This window comes from Corynebacterium alimapuense (assembly GCF_003716585.1).
GTDB classification, from domain to species: domain Bacteria; phylum Actinomycetota; class Actinomycetes; order Mycobacteriales; family Mycobacteriaceae; genus Corynebacterium; species Corynebacterium alimapuense.
In genome coordinates this window covers 799,343-815,226 of record NZ_PTJO01000003.1, presented here as the reverse complement: position 1 = coordinate 815,226, position 15,884 = coordinate 799,343, and the positions used below count along the sequence as shown (strand labels likewise).

Annotated in this window: 15 protein-coding genes, 2 tRNA genes and 1 rRNA gene; 13 read left to right on the top strand and 5 right to left on the bottom strand. The window is 55.6% G+C overall.

The features are described from left to right. Nucleotides 1–162 precede the first annotated feature (162 nt). The 3 genes from rrf (at nt 163) to C5L39_RS05160 (ending at nt 3,978) form a co-directional block, all read left to right on the top strand. A 5S ribosomal RNA gene (rrf, locus tag C5L39_RS05170) occupies nt 163–280 on the top strand. Between the two features lie 311 nt (nt 281–591). Further along, nucleotides 592–1,401, top strand: coding sequence for an ABC transporter ATP-binding protein (locus tag C5L39_RS05165; RefSeq protein WP_165857972.1), 810 nt, complete (start codon nt 592–594; stop codon nt 1,399–1,401). A gap of 9 nt (nt 1,402–1,410) precedes the next feature. Then, nucleotides 1,411–3,978: an ABC transporter permease gene (locus C5L39_RS05160; RefSeq protein WP_123047762.1), complete on the top strand. Its 2,568-nt coding sequence runs from the start codon at nt 1,411–1,413 to the stop codon at nt 3,976–3,978. Nucleotides 3,979–4,069: 91 nt separating this feature from the next. On the opposite strand, the gene C5L39_RS05155 is transcribed toward C5L39_RS05160, so the two are convergent. From C5L39_RS05155 to C5L39_RS05145, 3 genes are read right to left on the bottom strand one after another with little or no spacing between them, the layout of a single operon-like run. Continuing rightward, nucleotides 4,070–4,390, bottom strand: coding sequence for a FluC/FEX family fluoride channel (locus tag C5L39_RS05155; RefSeq protein WP_245974879.1), 321 nt, complete (start codon nt 4,388–4,390; stop codon nt 4,070–4,072). Nucleotides 4,391–4,395: 5 nt separating this feature from the next. Then, nucleotides 4,396–4,704 carry a fluoride efflux transporter family protein gene (locus C5L39_RS05150; RefSeq protein WP_123047843.1) on the bottom strand — a complete coding sequence of 103 codons (309 nt, stop codon included), beginning with the start codon at nt 4,702–4,704 and terminating at the stop codon, nt 4,396–4,398. Between the two features lie 16 nt (nt 4,705–4,720). Beyond that, complete coding sequence (locus C5L39_RS05145; RefSeq protein WP_123047760.1) at nt 4,721–6,139, bottom strand: alanine/glycine:cation symporter family protein; 1,419 nt, start codon at nt 6,137–6,139, stop codon at nt 4,721–4,723. 190 nt (nt 6,140–6,329) lie between these two features. On the opposite strand from C5L39_RS05145, the gene pgm reads away from it, so the two are divergent. The 6 genes from pgm to C5L39_RS05115 all read left to right on the top strand — a co-directional run bounded on the left by pgm (nt 6,330) and on the right by C5L39_RS05115 (nt 10,236). Next, nucleotides 6,330–7,988 (top strand): phosphoglucomutase (alpha-D-glucose-1,6-bisphosphate-dependent), encoded by a 1,659-nt coding sequence (gene pgm, locus C5L39_RS05140; protein WP_123047759.1) that lies wholly within the window; start codon nt 6,330–6,332, stop codon nt 7,986–7,988. 125 nt (nt 7,989–8,113) lie between these two features. Then, nucleotides 8,114–8,605, top strand: coding sequence for a DoxX family protein (locus C5L39_RS05135; protein WP_123047842.1), 492 nt, complete (start codon nt 8,114–8,116; stop codon nt 8,603–8,605). A 44-nt stretch (nt 8,606–8,649) separates the two neighbouring features. Then, nucleotides 8,650–9,384, top strand: a complete 735-nt coding sequence (locus C5L39_RS05130) for a DsbA family protein (protein ID WP_123047758.1) — start codon at nt 8,650–8,652, stop codon at nt 9,382–9,384. A gap of 136 nt (nt 9,385–9,520) precedes the next feature. After that, nucleotides 9,521–9,593: transfer RNA gene (locus C5L39_RS05125), tRNA-Ala, on the top strand. Nucleotides 9,594–9,634: 41 nt separating this feature from the next. After that, nucleotides 9,635–9,707 (top strand) — tRNA-Ala (locus C5L39_RS05120). 106 nt (nt 9,708–9,813) lie between these two features. Then, complete coding sequence (locus C5L39_RS05115) at nt 9,814–10,236, top strand: pyridoxamine 5'-phosphate oxidase family protein (protein ID WP_123047757.1); 423 nt, start codon at nt 9,814–9,816, stop codon at nt 10,234–10,236. A gap of 114 nt (nt 10,237–10,350) precedes the next feature. Here C5L39_RS05115 and nadE read toward each other — a convergent pair whose 3' ends face one another. After that, a complete protein-coding gene (gene nadE / locus C5L39_RS05110; RefSeq protein WP_245974878.1) occupies nt 10,351–11,178 on the bottom strand; it encodes an ammonia-dependent NAD(+) synthetase in 828 nt (275 codons plus the stop codon). A 201-nt stretch (nt 11,179–11,379) separates the two neighbouring features. Here nadE and ykgO point away from each other — a divergent pair, with 201 nt between their 5' ends. The 4 genes from ykgO to nrdE all read left to right on the top strand — a co-directional run bounded on the left by ykgO (nt 11,380) and on the right by nrdE (nt 14,966). Next, nucleotides 11,380–11,502: a type B 50S ribosomal protein L36 gene (gene ykgO, locus C5L39_RS05105; protein ID WP_018341343.1), complete on the top strand. Its 123-nt coding sequence runs from the start codon at nt 11,380–11,382 to the stop codon at nt 11,500–11,502. 424 nt (nt 11,503–11,926) lie between these two features. Continuing rightward, nucleotides 11,927–12,160: a glutaredoxin-like protein NrdH gene (nrdH, locus tag C5L39_RS05100; RefSeq protein ID WP_123047755.1), complete on the top strand. Its 234-nt coding sequence runs from the start codon at nt 11,927–11,929 to the stop codon at nt 12,158–12,160. 133 nt (nt 12,161–12,293) lie between these two features. Continuing rightward, nucleotides 12,294–12,746 (top strand): class Ib ribonucleoside-diphosphate reductase assembly flavoprotein NrdI, encoded by a 453-nt coding sequence (gene nrdI, locus C5L39_RS05095; protein WP_123047754.1) that lies wholly within the window; start codon nt 12,294–12,296, stop codon nt 12,744–12,746. A gap of 51 nt (nt 12,747–12,797) precedes the next feature. Continuing rightward, the gene (gene nrdE / locus C5L39_RS05090; protein ID WP_123047753.1) at nt 12,798–14,966 is read left to right on the top strand and encodes a class 1b ribonucleoside-diphosphate reductase subunit alpha; all 2,169 of its coding nucleotides are present in this window, start codon (nt 12,798–12,800) and stop codon (nt 14,964–14,966) included. Here the strand turns inward: nrdE and C5L39_RS05085 are convergent. After that, a complete protein-coding gene (locus tag C5L39_RS05085) occupies nt 14,963–15,697 on the bottom strand; it encodes a FadR/GntR family transcriptional regulator (RefSeq protein ID WP_123047752.1) in 735 nt (244 codons plus the stop codon). The genes nrdE and C5L39_RS05085 overlap by 4 nt on opposite strands. Nucleotides 15,698–15,884: the final 187 nt, after the last annotated feature.

Below are 15,884 nucleotides of genomic sequence, written 5' to 3'. Positions count from 1 at the left end.
ACTAAACACCCACCCAAACCCATGATGGTTTGAGAGTGTTTAACGCATGTAAACAAGTTGCATCACACAATATTGTTGTGTTGCCCGCGTCCACTATGCAGTGTCTGACACAGCACACCCACCTTCAACACCACTTTGTGTGGTTGTTGTCCCGGTGAGTGTGTCGGTGGTTGATAGCGGCAGGGAAACGCCCGGTCCCGTTCCGAACCCGGAAGCTAAGCCTGCCCGCGCTGATGGTACTGCACCCGGGAGGGTGTGGGAGAGTAAGTTGCCGCCGACCTAAAACTTAAAAATAGATATTGCTGTCAGGCCCCCTAGTGTTGCTAGGTTTCCCACCACTGTGTTGGTAGGAACCCACACACTAGGGGGCCTACACGCATGCCCAAAGTAGATGGATTCTAGCGGGGTTGGATACACAGGTTCTCACCAGTGATTACCTCTAAAATTAGAGGGCTAGCTCCCATGCGAAAAATGGGGGCATTCCCCCATGTCGCCAGTTGTCTTAGTTCTGTAGATTCATGATGTACCTGCAGTAGTGCGGTAGCAACGAAGTCATTTTTGAGAAAATCTATGCCGAGGAGCAAATTGACCATGCCCGATCAGGAATCCACTGTGCAAGATCCGTCAAATATTCCAGCAGAGCAGTCATCTGCTGTTGAAGACTCCATTCTTGGTGCAGAAGCGGCTGCTCGCGCGGTGGGCCTTTTCAAGCAATACGGTCAAGGTGACACTGCAGTGACCGCGCTAGATCATGTGGACGTAGAGTTCGCCCGCCACCAGTTCACTGCGATCATGGGCCCCTCCGGCTCTGGAAAATCAACTCTGATGCATTGCATGGCGGGCCTAGATGCTTCTACGTCAGGTTCTGCCTTCATCGGAGACACTGATTTGTCCCAGTTGAAAGACAAGGAAATGACCTCGCTGCGCCGCGATCGGTTGGGCTTTATCTTTCAGTCATTCAACCTGGTGCCTACTTTGACTGCAGCTGAGAATATTACGCTGCCCTCAGATATTGCTGGCCAAAAAGTCGATCAGGATTGGTTCGAGCAGATCACGAACCGGCTTGGACTAAGCAACCGGCTCAGCCACCGACCAGCTGAGCTTTCCGGCGGCCAGCAGCAGCGCGTGGCTTGTGCTCGCGCCCTTGTTTCGCGTCCGGAAATCATCTTTGGAGATGAGCCGACCGGCAACCTCGATTCCAACTCTTCTGCTGAGGTGCTAGCTATTTTGCGCACCGCTGTGGACGAAGATGATCAAACGGTGGTCATTGTCACCCATGATGCTCGAGCAGCCTCTTATGCAGACCGAATCATTTTTCTTGCCGATGGCCGTATAGTCAAGGAACTGCATAGCCCTGCTATCGACGAGATTTTGGCCACCATGGCCGGCATCGAGAACTAGGGGATTGTGATGGCAGGCAAGAATACGATGCGCAGAGTCAGCCTGCGCAATATCGCGGCTCATAAGCTGCGGCTTGCGCTGACAGTGTTGGCAGTGGTGCTTGGTACGGCGTTTATTGCAGGCGCCTTCATGTTCACCAACTCACTCAATAATACTTTTAAAGGCGTGGTCGATAGTGCCTACTCAGACGTTGATGCGGTAGCTACCCCGATAGAGGGAAGCCCAGGGATTTCAGAGGAGACTCTGACCGCCCTTACTGAAGATTCAATGGTCAGTAACCTCAACCTCACTGCCACCACCACGGTGGTTATGGCGAACGAGGAACAGGAGCCAATTCAGACTGGTGGCGGCTCATCTTCGGTAGGAATTTGGTATTCCTCCGATGAGCAGGTGGGTCAACCATTAACCATGACCGATGGACAGGCTCCAGTTGGTGATGACCAGCTTGTCATCAACTCCGCAGCTGCCGAGTCATTCGGAATTAGTGTCGGGGATAGCCTGCTATTAGTTGATCCGGCGGATCGCCATGAGATGACCGTATCGGGTATCTATGACATGGAGTTGGATCAGTCCAGCACTATTTCTGCGCTCGTTGAATTAGAGACCTACCAGGATCGCTATTCCAGCATTGATATGAACTCTCAGGTACTGCTCTCTGCAGCTGAGGGAGCTTCGGATACTGATCTAGTCGTACACCTGGAGGAGACTTACCAAGATATTGAGGTCGAAACGGGCGAGCAGTTAGCGGAGTCCATTTCTGAGGAAATCACTCAGGCGTTGAGCTTTATCAACTACTTCCTAGTTGCTTTCGGCCTAGTAGCGCTATTGGTGGGAACCTTCCTTATCGCCAATACTTTCGCAATGATCGTGGCGCAGCGTACGAAGGAATTTGCCCTGCTGCGCGCGCTGGGCGCCGCACGTAAACAGATCACTCGATCGGTGGTACTTGAGGCCGCGATTATCGGTGTCATCGGTTCTATGCTTGGCGTGATCGCGGGAGTGGGCTTGGTCGCTGCCATCAATGCCTTCATGTCCAGTAGAGGTATGCCACTGTCTGATTCTGGGCTGGGCTTGTCAACCACCGCGGTTGTCGTACCCATTGTCCTAGGAACAGTCGTCACAGTGCTTTCGGCGTGGATGCCAGCGCGGCGTGCCGGCGAAATCTTGCCAGTCGAAGCGATGCGATCTAGCGAATCCGCTAGCGAACAATCGTTGAAGGTCCGCACTATCTTCGGTGGAGCGCTGATCCTAGCGGGCATCGCTTCCACTCTGGTTGCCATGGCGTTGAGCGATGCCTCGACTTCCAATCGGGCGATCCTCGTCGGAATTGGTGCTTTCGGAATTGTCGTGGGTTACTTCTTTGCTGGTCCTGCACTGTCACTACCGATTGTGCCTAGGTTTGGCGCGCTTATCGGTGCTCCTTTTGGCGCAGTTGGCAAGCTGGCAGCGACTAACTCCAGGCGCAATCCGCGACGCACTTCTGCTACCGCTTTCGCGCTTACTCTTGGTATTGCCCTGGTCACGATGATCGGCATGCTGGGTGACACGATGAAAAATTCCATCGATGATGTGGCTGAAAACAGCATTACTGCGGACTACATTCTTTCCGGCCCTTCCACCGGCAATTTTCCCATTCCTGGAGAAGTTCCTGATGCAGTTAGCTCTGCAGAGGGGGTGGGTCAAATCCTTACTCTGTCTACGGCTCCTGTTGCCGTCGATGGGCAAACATCGGTTTCCTTCGGCCCGACTGGTGGGATTAGCTTTGTCGCTAATGGTGACCTGGCTGATCTGGCAGTCATGGATATGCAGGAAGGCAGCTCCGATCTAGGAGATAACTCCGGGGTGGTTGCTACCACTGATTTCGCTGCAGCAAACGGCTGGCAGGTCGGCGATACCGTTGAATTGACTGATCCTGATCGACCAGGGGAAACCTATGAGGGAGAGATGGTGGGCATTTTCGAGCCCAACAATATTTTCCAGAACATGGTTATTTCCCAGTCACTCGTACGAGATTTTATCCCAGATACAGACCTCGGGATCACCACGATTGGCGTCAACGGTGATGATTCGGTCACCGGTGAACAGCTGCGTACCAACTTGGAAGAAGCAGTCAAGAGCTTCATCGTTGTTCAGGTAGTCAGTACGGAAGAAGCGGCGGGTCAGGTAAGCCAGGCCATCGATCAGATGCTTAACATCCTTTATGCACTGTTGTCGCTAGCCGTGATCATCGCGATCTTGGGCATTGTCAACACGTTGACGCTGGGAGTCATCGAGCGTCGTCAAGAAATTGGCATGCTTCGGGCAGTCGGCGCGCAACGCAGCCAGATTCGAACCATGATCACCTTGGAAGCAGTGCAGATCTCAGTGTTCGGTGCTGTGATGGGTGTGCTTATCGGTCTAGGAATCGGCTGGGCATTCCTAGACGTACTGAGCGGACAAGGCCTGGGGACCATCTCAGTGCCCTACTCCTTGATGCTCTGGGTGCTAGCAGGATCAGGTGTGGTGGGAGTTCTCGCTGCAATCTGGCCGGCTAACCGGGCGTCTAAGACGCCGCCATTGGATGCAATCGCGGACTAGATTTGAGCGCCCCCGCCTAGCCTGGATCGACGAGAATTATTCGCCAACCAGGTATCGGCGGGGGTTTTCTCTATCTGTAGCAGTAGCGGTTCTAAGTGATTATTACTACGACCCCGATGCCAATCAATAACGTCGCGGCAGCGTAGACCAATGCGTGGCGGTAGCTTCGGCTCTTGATCAGCTGGCCAATTTCTTTGGCCAGCGTCGACCAGGTAGATAGTGCGCCTGCAAACCCAGTTCCTAGCGCTAGCACTAAAAGATTGGGGCCGCTGAGAGCGAGTGCGAAAATGGTCACTGCCGCGATATTTGCGGTATAAGTTCCCCGTAGTCCGCCCGGCCAGCGTCCTAGTGTCCACCGGCCGATACCGCCTAGGAACCCACCTGCGCCGACAGCGAGTACAGGTAGCAGCATGGTGATCATTGGTCGGCCAGCCGATCTCCCAGCAACCATGCCCCCACACAGCTGCTGAGCATGAGTACTGCATATCCCAGAGCAACGGGGAGCTCTGCGGAGGCAGTCAGCAACGCGAACGTCGAGAAGCTGGTGAATCCTCCCAGCACTCCAGTTCCCCAGAATGGGCTGGGGCGGGTGGCGCCCATAAGAAAGGAGCCGAGGATGTTGACCGCTAATAGCGGCCACATCCCGGCTCCTAGAGTTATCTGGATTCCGTATCGGGCTAGCGCGCCGAGCATTGCACCAACGCCGACGCCAAGGGATTCACGGATCACCAGAGTGATGCTACTACTTCCAGTCGCTGCCTTGTGCTCGCATGTAGGCGGCGACTTCCTCAGTGGATGCTCGCAGCTTCGGATCGAACTTCAGGTAAGCATTGGTTTCGCGGACAACCAGGCCGGAGAGGATAAGCAGACCGATCAGGTTGGGCAGTGCCATCAGGCCGTTGGCCAGGTCGGCGAAGGACCAAACCAGCTCGAGCTGGACCGTAGCGCCGATGAAGGCGACTGCGGTGAAGATCAAGCGATAAGGGATGGTGCCTTTTCGGCCGACGAGGGATTCAAGTGAACGCTCGCCGTAGTAGGACCAGCCGAGGATGGTGGAGAAAGCGAAGAACACGATGGACAGGGAGACAATCGTGCCGCCCCATTCGCCCGGAAGTGCTGCGCTGAAGGCGTCGGCAGTCATGGTGCCGGCAGCCTCGCGGCCCACATCCCATACTCCGGTGGTCACGATCACGAGGCCGGTGATAGTCACAACGATGATGGTGTCAATGAAGGTCTGGGTCATGGAGACCAAGCCCTGTCGGACGGGGTGGGAGGTCTTGGCCGCGGAGGCTGCGATGGCAGCGGAACCCATGCCGGACTCATTGGAGAAGATGCCGCGGGCGACACCGAACTGGATGGCCAACATGATGCCGGCGCCGACGAAGCCACCAGTTGCCGCTGTGCCGGTGAAGGCATCGGTGAAGATCATCGCAAGTGCTGCGGGGATGGTGTCAATCTGCAGGATCAGCACGAGGATGCCGCCGATGACGTAGATGACAATCATCATTGGAACGAATGCGGAAGTGATTCGGCCGATGCTCTTAATGCCACCGAGCAATACAGAGCCGATCAGGACGAACATCAGCACACCGGAGACCCAGGGGTCGAGGCCGAAGGTGCTCTCCAAGTTGGCAGCCACAGCGTTGGCCTGGGTGAGGTTACCGATACCGAAGGATGCGATGACCGCGAAGATCGCGAAGGAGAAAGCGAGAACCTTGCCGAAGGTGCCGGGGATACCGCGCTTGAGGTAGTACTGCGGGCCACCGGATTGTTCGCCCTTGGAGTCGGTCACTCGGAAGCGCACACCGAGAAATGCCTCGGTGTATTTCGAGGCCATACCGACTAGACCAGTAACCCAGATCCAGAACAGTGCGCCCGGTCCGCCGACGGAGATCGCGGTGGCCACACCAACGATGTTGCCGACGCCGACGGTGGCAGCTAGGGCGGTGGTCAGTGCCTGGTAGTTGGAGATATCACCGTCGCTTTCAGCCTCATTTTTATCGACGAATGCATGTCGAAGGGATCTTCCCAAGGTCCGGAATTGGATGCCTCCGAGCCGGATGGTCAGGTAGAAACCCGTTCCCAGCAACAGAGGGATAAGGACGAAAGGACCCCATACGATCCCTCCAAGGGTGTTGAGTACGTTCTGCAGAGTTTCCATGCAAGGAAAACTACCCCGATATCCCGACGAATATCTATCAACTAATCGAAAGTGGTCTGACCAAAATTCCCGGACACCCCCTTTTGGGGGAGTGGGGGTATGTCCGATGATGTGGGCCCTGCGGTGGGACGAAGCACCGACAACAATGGGTAATAGACATTGCACATCTGCGTGAAGGAGAAAACCCGACATGGCACACGAGCGCGCTGGTCAGCTTGCACGGCCCGAGGACCTTATTGATATCGCTGAGGTAGTCACCGCCTATTACACCCGCACTCCGGATGTAGCAGATCCTGATCAACAGGTTGCTTTTGGCACCTCAGGGCACCGAGGTTCATCCTTGGATACTGCCTTCAATGAGAATCACATCCTGGCCACTACTCAGGCGATCGTCGATTATCGTCGTGCCAACAGCATCGGCGGTCCGGTGTTTGTCGGCCGCGATCCGCACGCACTTTCAGAGCCAGCGATGATTTCGGCACTTGAGGTCCTCCTGGCCAATGACATCGCCGTGCTTGTCGACGATCGCGGGCGCTACACCCCGACCCCGGCCGTCTCCCATGCGATCCTGGCCCATAACTCGGTCCTTGCCGGCGGGGTGACGGGCACTGATCCCAAGCGTGCCGATGGCATTGTTATCACTCCTTCTCATAACCCGCCCCGTGATGGTGGGTTCAAGTACAACCCGCCCTCAGGCGGGCCGGCTGACACTGATGCCACTGACTGGATCGCCGAGCGTGCGAACGCCTACCTTCGCGCAGGCCTCGACGGCGTCCAGCGCACCTCAGTCAGCGGAGTTCTGGACTCGCGGGCACAGCGTTATAACTACCTCGATACCTATGTTGCAGACCTGCCCAATGTCGTTGACATGAAGGCAATCCGAGATTCCGGCCTATCCATCGGCGCTGACCCAATGGGTGGGGCCTCCGTTGACTATTGGGGAGCTATTGCGCAGGCACATGGCCTCAACCTCACCGTGGTCAATCCAGAGGTCGACGCCACTTGGCGTTTCATGACCTTGGACACCGATGGCAAGATCCGGATGGATTGTTCTTCGCCAAACGCCATGGCCTCGTTGATCGGCAACCGGGATAAGTACGATATCTCGACTGGCAACGACGCCGATGCTGATCGGCACGGCATCGTCACCCCAGATCACGGCCTGATGAACCCAAATCACTACCTGGCAGTGGCCATTGAGTACCTCTTCGCTCATCGTCCGGGCTGGGCGGCAGATACTGCAGTCGGCAAGACTTTGGTCTCCTCATCGATGATTGACCGAGTAGTCGCTGAACTGGGTCGAAAGCTCATCGAGGTTCCTGTGGGCTTCAAGTGGTTCGTGCCTGGCCTTATTGATGGCAGCGTTGGTTTTGGCGGTGAGGAATCCGCTGGTGCTTCCTTCCTGCGTCATGACGGTAGCGTGTGGTCCACTGACAAGGACGGTCTAATTCTGGACCTGCTGGCAGCGGAAATTACCGCAGTCACTGGCAAGACTCCTTCTCAGCGCTACGCCGAGCTGGCGGAACAATACGGAGCTCCGTCATATGCTCGGGCAGATGCTGAGGCCAGCCGTGAACAGAAGGCAGTCCTGAAGAATCTCTCTCCGGAGCAGGTCACCGCTGACACCTTGGCCGGAGAGCCTATTACCGCCAAGCTGACCGCAGCTCCGGGTAATGGAGCAGCTATCGGTGGCCTGAAGGTCACCACCGAAAATGCCTGGTTTGCGGCACGGCCCTCCGGTACTGAGGATAAGTACAAGATCTATGCCGAGTCTTTCCGTGGCGATGAGCACCTCCGCCAGGTTCAAGCCGAAGCTCAGGCGCTCGTCAGTGAGGTTCTTGGGGGATAAGTTGACGTTGCCTGTGAGATTGGCTGGATAGGACTTTTCAGATAGCCGGAAAACTGATAATTCGGCTAAGGTCTGAGGTTGTGTCCACCATCGAACAGGCAGATTCGGCGGAAGTCTCAGGGTCAATGACCGCGACTCCGCCGACCATCGGGTTTTGGTCTGGGTCTACCGGCCAACGGGTGCTTGATTTTATTAGTGCGTTCGCGCGCTTCTATATGGCCTATACCTGGATTTCCGCAGGTATCCCCAAGCTCAATAGCCACATGGCGCTTACTCAGGCCATCATGGCCTATGAAGTATTTACTCCTCAGTGGTCGGATTACTTAGCTAGGCTGATCGGCCCGCTCGAGATAGCTGGCGGTGTCCTGCTGCTGCTGGGCATCTTCCTTCGGCAATCGAGCAAGGTTGCCACGGTTGTCCTGGTTCTGTTTATTGTGGGGATCGGCCAAGCGTGGATCCGGGGGTTGGGAATTGACTGTGGCTGTTTCTCGGTTGATCCTGACCAAGATGAGCAGATCATGGACTATTTTCTCACCATCCTGCGTGATATTGGGTTTATTATCCTGAGCCTGTGGACCGTCTATCGCCCCTTCCGGAAATTCGCCCTGTATCCCTAAGACGCGCCCGGTATTCGAAAACAAGAGCAAGGAAGAGACAATAAATGAGCACGTCCAACAAAGTCAGTGACCCAAATTCCAAGGGCGGCAGCGGCTTCCTTTGGGCGATTGTTGCAGTGGTAGCAATCGCCGCGATAGTCATCGGCTATATCGTCTGGTCCAGCCAGGGTGCAAAGACCGAATATGTGGCTGACCGAGAGGTTACTGAGGTCACTTTCTCTGCTGTGGTCGATGACAACGCCGTGACCTTGGCTGCTGATGATGTCGCTGCAGATGTTCCGACGGTCGATCTTTTTGAGGATTATTCCTGCCACTACTGCTCGTTGTTGGCCGAACAGACTGATGAGCAGATGCAGGAAGCCATCGAGGCTGGTGAGCTCGTGGTCAACATTCGCACCATGAATTTCCTAGATCAAACCGGCACCGATGGCCATTCCACTATGGCAGCGGCAGCAGTTCTGGCTACTGCCGATTCTGGCGACGCAGAACTGTTCTGGAACTACCGCACTCTCTTGCTCGAGGACCAGGAAGATATCTACAACCAGTGGTCTAACGAGGACTTCGCAGAGGCCGCAGCTCAGCTTGGCGCCTCCGACGAGGTAGCCGAGGCGATTCGTTCCGGGGAATACCAGGAGCAGGCTGAGGACCTGACTGCAAGCAATATCGCACTGCTGGACGAGGAAACCGGAGAGGTTTCTTCCCCGCGTGTTCTGCAAGATGGCCAGGACGTCGACGTCGAGGACATTAGCCAGTGGATGGATGTCGTGCTCGCGTCCTAACCTCTTAGGTCTTGGATGAGTTCAATGGGCACACCTTCTGCAGGTGTGCCCATTGAACTGTCTGGCAAAGGTGGCTCTACCTGTGGATTTGTTCGCCTGATCAGGTCACGTGTAAGTTAATGAGAGTTGAAAGTAAGGGGCTATGGCGCAGCTGGTAGCGCACCACACTGGCAGTGTGGGGGTCAGGGGTTCGAGTCCCCTTAGCTCCACTGTTTCCTCCGGGAAACTTTGATAAATGAATAATACTTAAGGGGCTATGGCGCAGCTGGTAGCGCACCACACTGGCAGTGTGGGGGTCAGGGGTTCGAGTCCCCTTAGCTCCACTTTAAGTACAACCGGTTCCCGCCCAGCAATGGTGCGGGGGCCGGTTTTTGCTATCCGGGGGGAGCGTCGCTGCAGTGAGAGTGCCCAAAAGACTAAAATAAAGCCATGACACTGAATGAAGAAGTTTTCCGATCGCTGAGCGCTGAACAGTCCCTCGCTCGCCTTGCCGGAGTGCAGCCGGGCCGGATTGTGGTTCGTCGCTCTGAAGAGATCGATATTTTTCCCGTTAATTTCGTCATCGACGAGGGATCGATTTATTTCCGCACGGCCGAAGGGTCAAAGCTGTTTACTATCAGCCTTAATCAAGACGTGCTTTTTGAAGGTGATGGAGTCGTAGACGGTACTGCATGGTCAGTGATTATCCGTGGCAATGCTCGCGTTCTGAGTGACTCCAAAGAGATCTCCTACGCTGACTCCCTGAATTTGAAACCGTGGGCACCGACCCTGAAATACAATTGGGTGTGCGTGAGCGCCGATGACATCTCTGGCCGTGAGTTTGATATTGCAGAAGAACCGGAGCGCTACTAATTTTTCCAGAATCCCGCTCGGGGAAGCTTCTTGTATTCAGAAACTGGCCTGGATTGACTCATTAGTCCATCCAGGCCAGTCTTCTGCCATCTAGGGGTCAGTGTGCCAATTTGGCTACACGTCCTGCGGTCCGGGCGGGAGCTGGCGCTTATGCCCGCCAACCCGCCACAGATGCTCTATCCGCTCGCTGGCAGCTGCTGGGACGTTCCGACCTTCCAAGTAGTCATCGATGTCCTGGTAGGAGACCCCTAGGGCCTGCTCGTCGGGCAGTGCCGGGCGGCCTTCCTCTAGGTCTGCGGTGGGGGTCTTATGCCAGATTGAACAAGGGGCATCGAGATACTCGAGCAGTTGGGCACCTTGGCGTTTATTGAGTCCTGCCAGGGGCAGGATGTCTGCGGCGCCGTCACCGTGTTTGGTGAAAAAGGCGGTGACGTTTTCTGCAGCATGATCGGTGCCGATGACCAGGAGGCGTTGTTCGCCGGCAATCGCGTATTGCGCAATCATCCGTTGGCGGGCTTTGACATTGCCTTTGTTGAAATCGCTGAGATTGTCAATGCCTAGTGCGGCAGCGACCGCGCTATCCATCGCTGTGGTTGCGGACTTGATATTGACGGTCACGGTGCGATCTGGGGAAATAAAGCCTAGTGATACCTGAGCGTCATCTTCGTCAGCTTGTTCGCCGTGGGGTAGCCGCACCGCGCATAGCGAGGCTTCTACGCCGCGGGAGCGCAGCTTCTCCACTGCTAGCTGTGCCAGTCGGCCACTTAGTGCCGAGTCCTGGCCGCCGGAGATTCCGAGCACATACCCCGACATTCCTGAGCCTTCGAGATAATCGGCGAGGAAGCTAACTCGATCGTTCACCTCCTGGGCAGGATCAATTTTAGGGAGGGTATGCAGGGCGGTGATGATCTCCTGCTGGAGGCTATTAGGTGTCTGAGACATGCCCGCCATGCTAGCCCGGTACTTGCGGATCTTCTTCCTAATTAAAGAGATCTCCCCTGGGTTTTGGTGGTTTGCTGGGTTGTCGGGTATCATTTCCCCTCGTGTCATGGCTGACGGATTCATCGTTTTTTAGGTGAAGATCCCAGCCACTGCCGGACAGTAGTCGCATTCCATTAACGCGCAAATAGAAAGGAGCGCCCGATGAAGGTTCGCAAGTCGCTTCGGTCGCTGAAGAACAAGCCGGGCGCCCAGGTTGTGCGTCGCCACGGCAAAGTCTTCGTGATCAACAAGAAAGAGCCGCGCTTCAAGGCTCGCCAGGGCTAAGCAACGCCAGGCGTCATCAAAACCGCCCATCCTAAAATCCCCTCTGGGGAAATTGGGGTGGGCGGTTTTGCTATTTCTGGGCCCCGAAGCTAAGAGATGAAGGATGTGTGGGGGCAGCGGCGATCGCGGATATGTAACGATTGCATAACGGGAATAGGGGCGAGCTGGGCAAATCCCATCGGTGTGGTTTTGGCGTCGGATGGCGGTAATTCTGGAGGGTCAACATGTAGGCGTCAAAGAGTGTCTATCCTGGGAATATCATGGGTGTAACTACTACATGTAGTGCTAGTTGCAGGTTTCGACCACAAAGTATAGTGTCATGTCATGTCGTCACGTAGTGGCCACCTGGTCCATTAGAGGGCCGTCACTATTCATGAACACCCATGAACACCGTCGTTAAATATCAAGAATGAGGATTACTCCCATGGCTATCACTCTCTACACCAAGCCCGCTTGCGTTCAGTGCAAGGCCACTAAAAAGGCTATGGATCGCATTGGTCTGGCGTACGAGACCGTTGATATCAGCCTTGATGATGAAGCACGTGATTACGTCCTGGCATTGGGCTACCTACAGGCTCCCGTCGTGGAAGCTAACGGCGAGCACTGGTCGGGTTTCCGTCCCGAGCGCATCAATAACCTCGCAGCAGTGGTGGCCTAGGTTTCCTAACCTGTCTCCAACGGCCTCGCCGGGAGTCGAGGCCTGAAGATACCGACACCGTCCAGAGTTACTGGGCGGTTTTTGTTTTTAATCATCCTGGGTCGACTGCGCTTAGAAGGGGAAAACCGCAATCATGTTGGTCGTCTACTTCTCATCTGCCACCGAAAACACTCGCCGTTTTGTTGAGTCGCTGGGACTGCGGAATGTGCGGATCCCGCTCCGACGGAAAGACCCACCGTTGACCGTTGATGAGCCCTACGTCCTGATTAGCCCTACCTATGGGGGAGGGGCGTCGATAAGCGGGCAGCACTCCAAGCCAGTACCCGTCCAGGTGATTAAGTTCCTCAATGATGAACACAATCGCAGCCTCATCCGTGCGGTCGTGGCTGGCGGCAACGCTAATTTTGGCTCTGACTTCGGTACCGCTGGTGATGTGATTTCGGCAAAATGCAAGGTCCCCTATGTTTATCGCTTCGAGTTGATGGGCACTCCTGAGGATGTGCGTATTCTTCGGGAAGGGCTGCTGACCAACGCCAAGCAACTCGGCTTAGACCTCGACCGAGATACTGTCAGCAGCCAGAACTAGCCGCCACACAACTTCTAGAACCACCCTCGTATCTGAAAGGCACCTCTTAAGTTGACTAAGTCGACCACGCCCAAGGGAAAGTCCGTTGCTGAGCCGGTTAAGCCGGTGGACCGTCTGGACTATCACGCGCTCAACGCGATGCTCAATCTTTATAATGACGAAGGCAAGATCCAGTTCGAGATGGATCGAGAGGCCGCGAACCAGTTCTTCCTCCAGCACGTTAACCAGAACACCGTGTACTTCCACGATCTGGAAGAAAAGCTGAAGTACCTGGTAGATAACCGCTACTACGAGCAGGAGGTTCTTGACCTCTATGACTTCGAGTTCGCTAAGTCATTGTTCAAGCGGGCCTATTCCTTCAAATTCCGCTTCCAGAGCTTCCTGGGGGCTTATAAGTACTACACCTCTTACACCCTTAAGACTTTCGACGGTCGTCGCTACCTAGAGCGATTCGAAGATCGCGTCTCCATGACTGCGCTGTTTTTGGCCAACGGTGATCAGGCCTTGGCTGAGAACCTCGTCGATGAGATTATGTCCGGGCGTTTCCAGCCGGCCACCCCGACTTTCCTCAACGCTGGCAAAGCGCAGCGAGGCGAACTCGTCTCCTGCTTCCTCCTGCGCATTGAAGACAACATGGAGTCCATCGGCCGCGCCATTAACTCCGCTCTCCAGCTGTCCAAGCGCGGCGGTGGCGTGGCTCTGCTGCTGAGCAACCTGCGTGAATCGGGCGCTCCCATTAAGCACATTGAGAACCAGTCCTCAGGCGTCATCCCCGTGATGAAGCTGCTTGAAGATGCCTTCTCCTATGCCAACCAGCTTGGCGCCAGGCAGGGCGCAGGTGCGGTCTACCTCAACGCGCACCACCCAGACATCATGTCCTTCCTTGATACCAAGCGGGAAAATGCCGACGAGAAAATCCGCATCAAGACTTTGTCGCTGGGCGTCGTCATCCCGGATATCACCTTTGAGCTGGCTAAGCGCGATGATGATATGTACCTATTTTCCCCTTATGACGTCGAGCGCGTCTACGGAAAGCCCTTTGGTGATGTTTCCGTCAGTGAGCTCTACGCTGAGATGGTGGAAGACCCACGTATTCGGAAGACGAAGATCCGAGCACGCCACTTCTTCCAGACCCTGGCTGAAATTCAGTTCGAGTCCGGCTACCCCTACATCATGTACGAGGACACGGTTAACGCCGCGAACCCAATCGAGGGTCGGGTTAACATGTCCAACCTTTGCTCGGAGATCCTGCAGGTCAACACTCCTTCTATTTATCATGATGATCTCACCTATGAGACCGTCGGCGAAGACATCTCCTGCAACCTTGGCTCGCTCAACATCGCCACGGCTATGGATTCACCGGAATTCGGCAAGACGGTTGAAACCGCTATTCGTGGTTTGACGGCTGTCGCCGAGTCAACCTCGATCGATTCGGTTCCCTCGATTCGGGAGGGCAATAACGCCGCCCACGCCATTGGCCTTGGTCAGATGAACTTGCATGGCTACCTCGGCCGCGAGCACATCTACTACGGCTCCGAAGAAGGCCTGGACTTCACCAACTCCTACTTCGCAGCGGTGCTCTATCAGGCACTGCGGGCATCTAACCGCATTGCTCGGGAGCGTGGTGAGTGCTTCGTCAACTTCGAGAATTCCGACTATGCCGACGGCAGCTACTTCGATCGTTTCGACCCGACCGATTTCGCTCCGAAGACTGAAAAAGTCGCAGCGATCTTCGACGCCTCCACGGCGGTTATCCCCACTGTGGAGCAGTGGGCGCAGCTCAAGGCCGACGTGATGGAACACGGCATCTACAACCGCTACCTGCAGGCTGTGCCGCCGACCGGGTCGATCTCCTATATCAACAACTCCACCAGCTCGATCCACCCGATCGCTTCCAAGGTAGAGATCCGCAAAGAGGGCAAGATCGGCCGCGTCTACTACCCTGCGCCACATATGGATAATGACAACTTGGAGTACTTCCAAGATGCCTATGAGATCGGCCACGAGAAGATCATTGATACCTATGCGGTAGCCACCAAGTACGTGGACCAGGGGCTGTCATTGACGCTGTTTTTCAAGGACACCGCTACCACCCGCGATATCAACCGTGCGCAGATCTACGCGTGGCGCAAGGGCATCAAGACTCTGTACTACATCCGTATGCGTCAGGTTGCGCTAGAAGGCACTGAGGTTGAGGGCTGCGTTAGCTGCATGCTCTAAGTCTCCTCACGCGGCGGATGCCCAATCAGGGATTGGTTGACCTTGGTCAGCAGTTGCCTGGATTGGGATTCGGCGCTTTCGCCATCACCGTTGGCGATCGCCTGTGCCAGTTGTTCATGAGCGGCTAGACCCTCTGGTCCCGGCCAGGTGGACTGTAATCCGTAGCGGGTTCGCCCCTCGAGGACACTGATCAATGAGGGGGTTAGTGCAGCGAACATCTCATTTCCAGAGGCTAGGAGCAGCAGGCTATGGAAGCGGATGTCTGCTTCGAGAAATTCGGTAGAGGTCCCTTGGCCGGTCTCACCTAGCTGGCGGAGCTTCTCGGCCAGCTCGACTAGCTCTGTGCGTTGTTCGGGTAGTGCCCATTGTGCTGCGCTACGAGCGGCCTGCGGCTCCACACCGATGCGGAGTTCATTGAGTGAACGCAGCTGCGAGTGGCGTTCAGGTTCTGCCACTAGCCGCCAATTGATCACCGATTGATCAAATACTGCCCAAGATGAACGCGGCAGAACCGTGATCCCGACTCTTCGAGAAGAAGCCACCAACCCGAGTTGTTCCAGTGCGCGCATGGCTTCTCGGGCGACGGTCCGTGAAATATCGAAGCGTCCACCGATATCGTTGAGAGTGAACGTGGCTCCCTCCGGCAATGTCCCGGTGATAATCTCTTGACCAAGCTCATTGAGCACTGCAGTAAGCAGTGGAGCCACTTTGATGGAGGAAGAGTCGGGCATCGGGGAATTTCCTTCGGGAGTCGGGAAGCTGCCTGGACCTTCAATTATAAACCGAGGCTAATTGGCAGGGGCGAGGTTTCGGTCTCCCCGCTACCTACTTCCGAGCGGATCACCCCCTAACTAGATTTGGGCAAAGTACTTGCACCTTCTGGCGGCAGGTGGTTGCACGTCGGTGGCGCTTCGGGCG

What these genes read in the sequence shown, in the direction of transcription:
- C5L39_RS05165 (WP_165857972.1), top strand. Translation starts at nt 592, where the DNA reads ATGCCCGATCAGGAATCCACTGTGCAAGATCCGTCAAATATTCCAGCA.
- C5L39_RS05160 (WP_123047762.1), top strand. Translation starts at nt 1,411, where the DNA reads ATGGCAGGCAAGAATACGATGCGCAGAGTCAGCCTGCGCAATATCGCG.
- C5L39_RS05155 (WP_245974879.1), bottom strand. Translation starts at nt 4,390, where the DNA reads ATGCTGCTACCTGTACTCGCTGTCGGCGCAGGTGGGTTCCTAGGCGGT.
- C5L39_RS05145 (WP_123047760.1), bottom strand. Translation starts at nt 6,139, where the DNA reads ATGGAAACTCTGCAGAACGTACTCAACACCCTTGGAGGGATCGTATGG.
- pgm (WP_123047759.1), top strand. Translation starts at nt 6,330, where the DNA reads ATGGCACACGAGCGCGCTGGTCAGCTTGCACGGCCCGAGGACCTTATT.
- C5L39_RS05135 (WP_123047842.1), top strand. Translation starts at nt 8,114, where the DNA reads ATGACCGCGACTCCGCCGACCATCGGGTTTTGGTCTGGGTCTACCGGC.
- C5L39_RS05130 (WP_123047758.1), top strand. Translation starts at nt 8,650, where the DNA reads ATGAGCACGTCCAACAAAGTCAGTGACCCAAATTCCAAGGGCGGCAGC.
- C5L39_RS05115 (WP_123047757.1), top strand. Translation starts at nt 9,814, where the DNA reads ATGACACTGAATGAAGAAGTTTTCCGATCGCTGAGCGCTGAACAGTCC.
- nadE (WP_245974878.1), bottom strand. Translation starts at nt 11,178, where the DNA reads ATGTCTCAGACACCTAATAGCCTCCAGCAGGAGATCATCACCGCCCTG.
- ykgO (WP_018341343.1), top strand. Translation starts at nt 11,380, where the DNA reads ATGAAGGTTCGCAAGTCGCTTCGGTCGCTGAAGAACAAGCCGGGCGCC.
- nrdH (WP_123047755.1), top strand. Translation starts at nt 11,927, where the DNA reads ATGGCTATCACTCTCTACACCAAGCCCGCTTGCGTTCAGTGCAAGGCC.
- nrdI (WP_123047754.1), top strand. Translation starts at nt 12,294, where the DNA reads ATGTTGGTCGTCTACTTCTCATCTGCCACCGAAAACACTCGCCGTTTT.
- C5L39_RS05085 (WP_123047752.1), bottom strand. Translation starts at nt 15,697, where the DNA reads ATGCCCGACTCTTCCTCCATCAAAGTGGCTCCACTGCTTACTGCAGTG.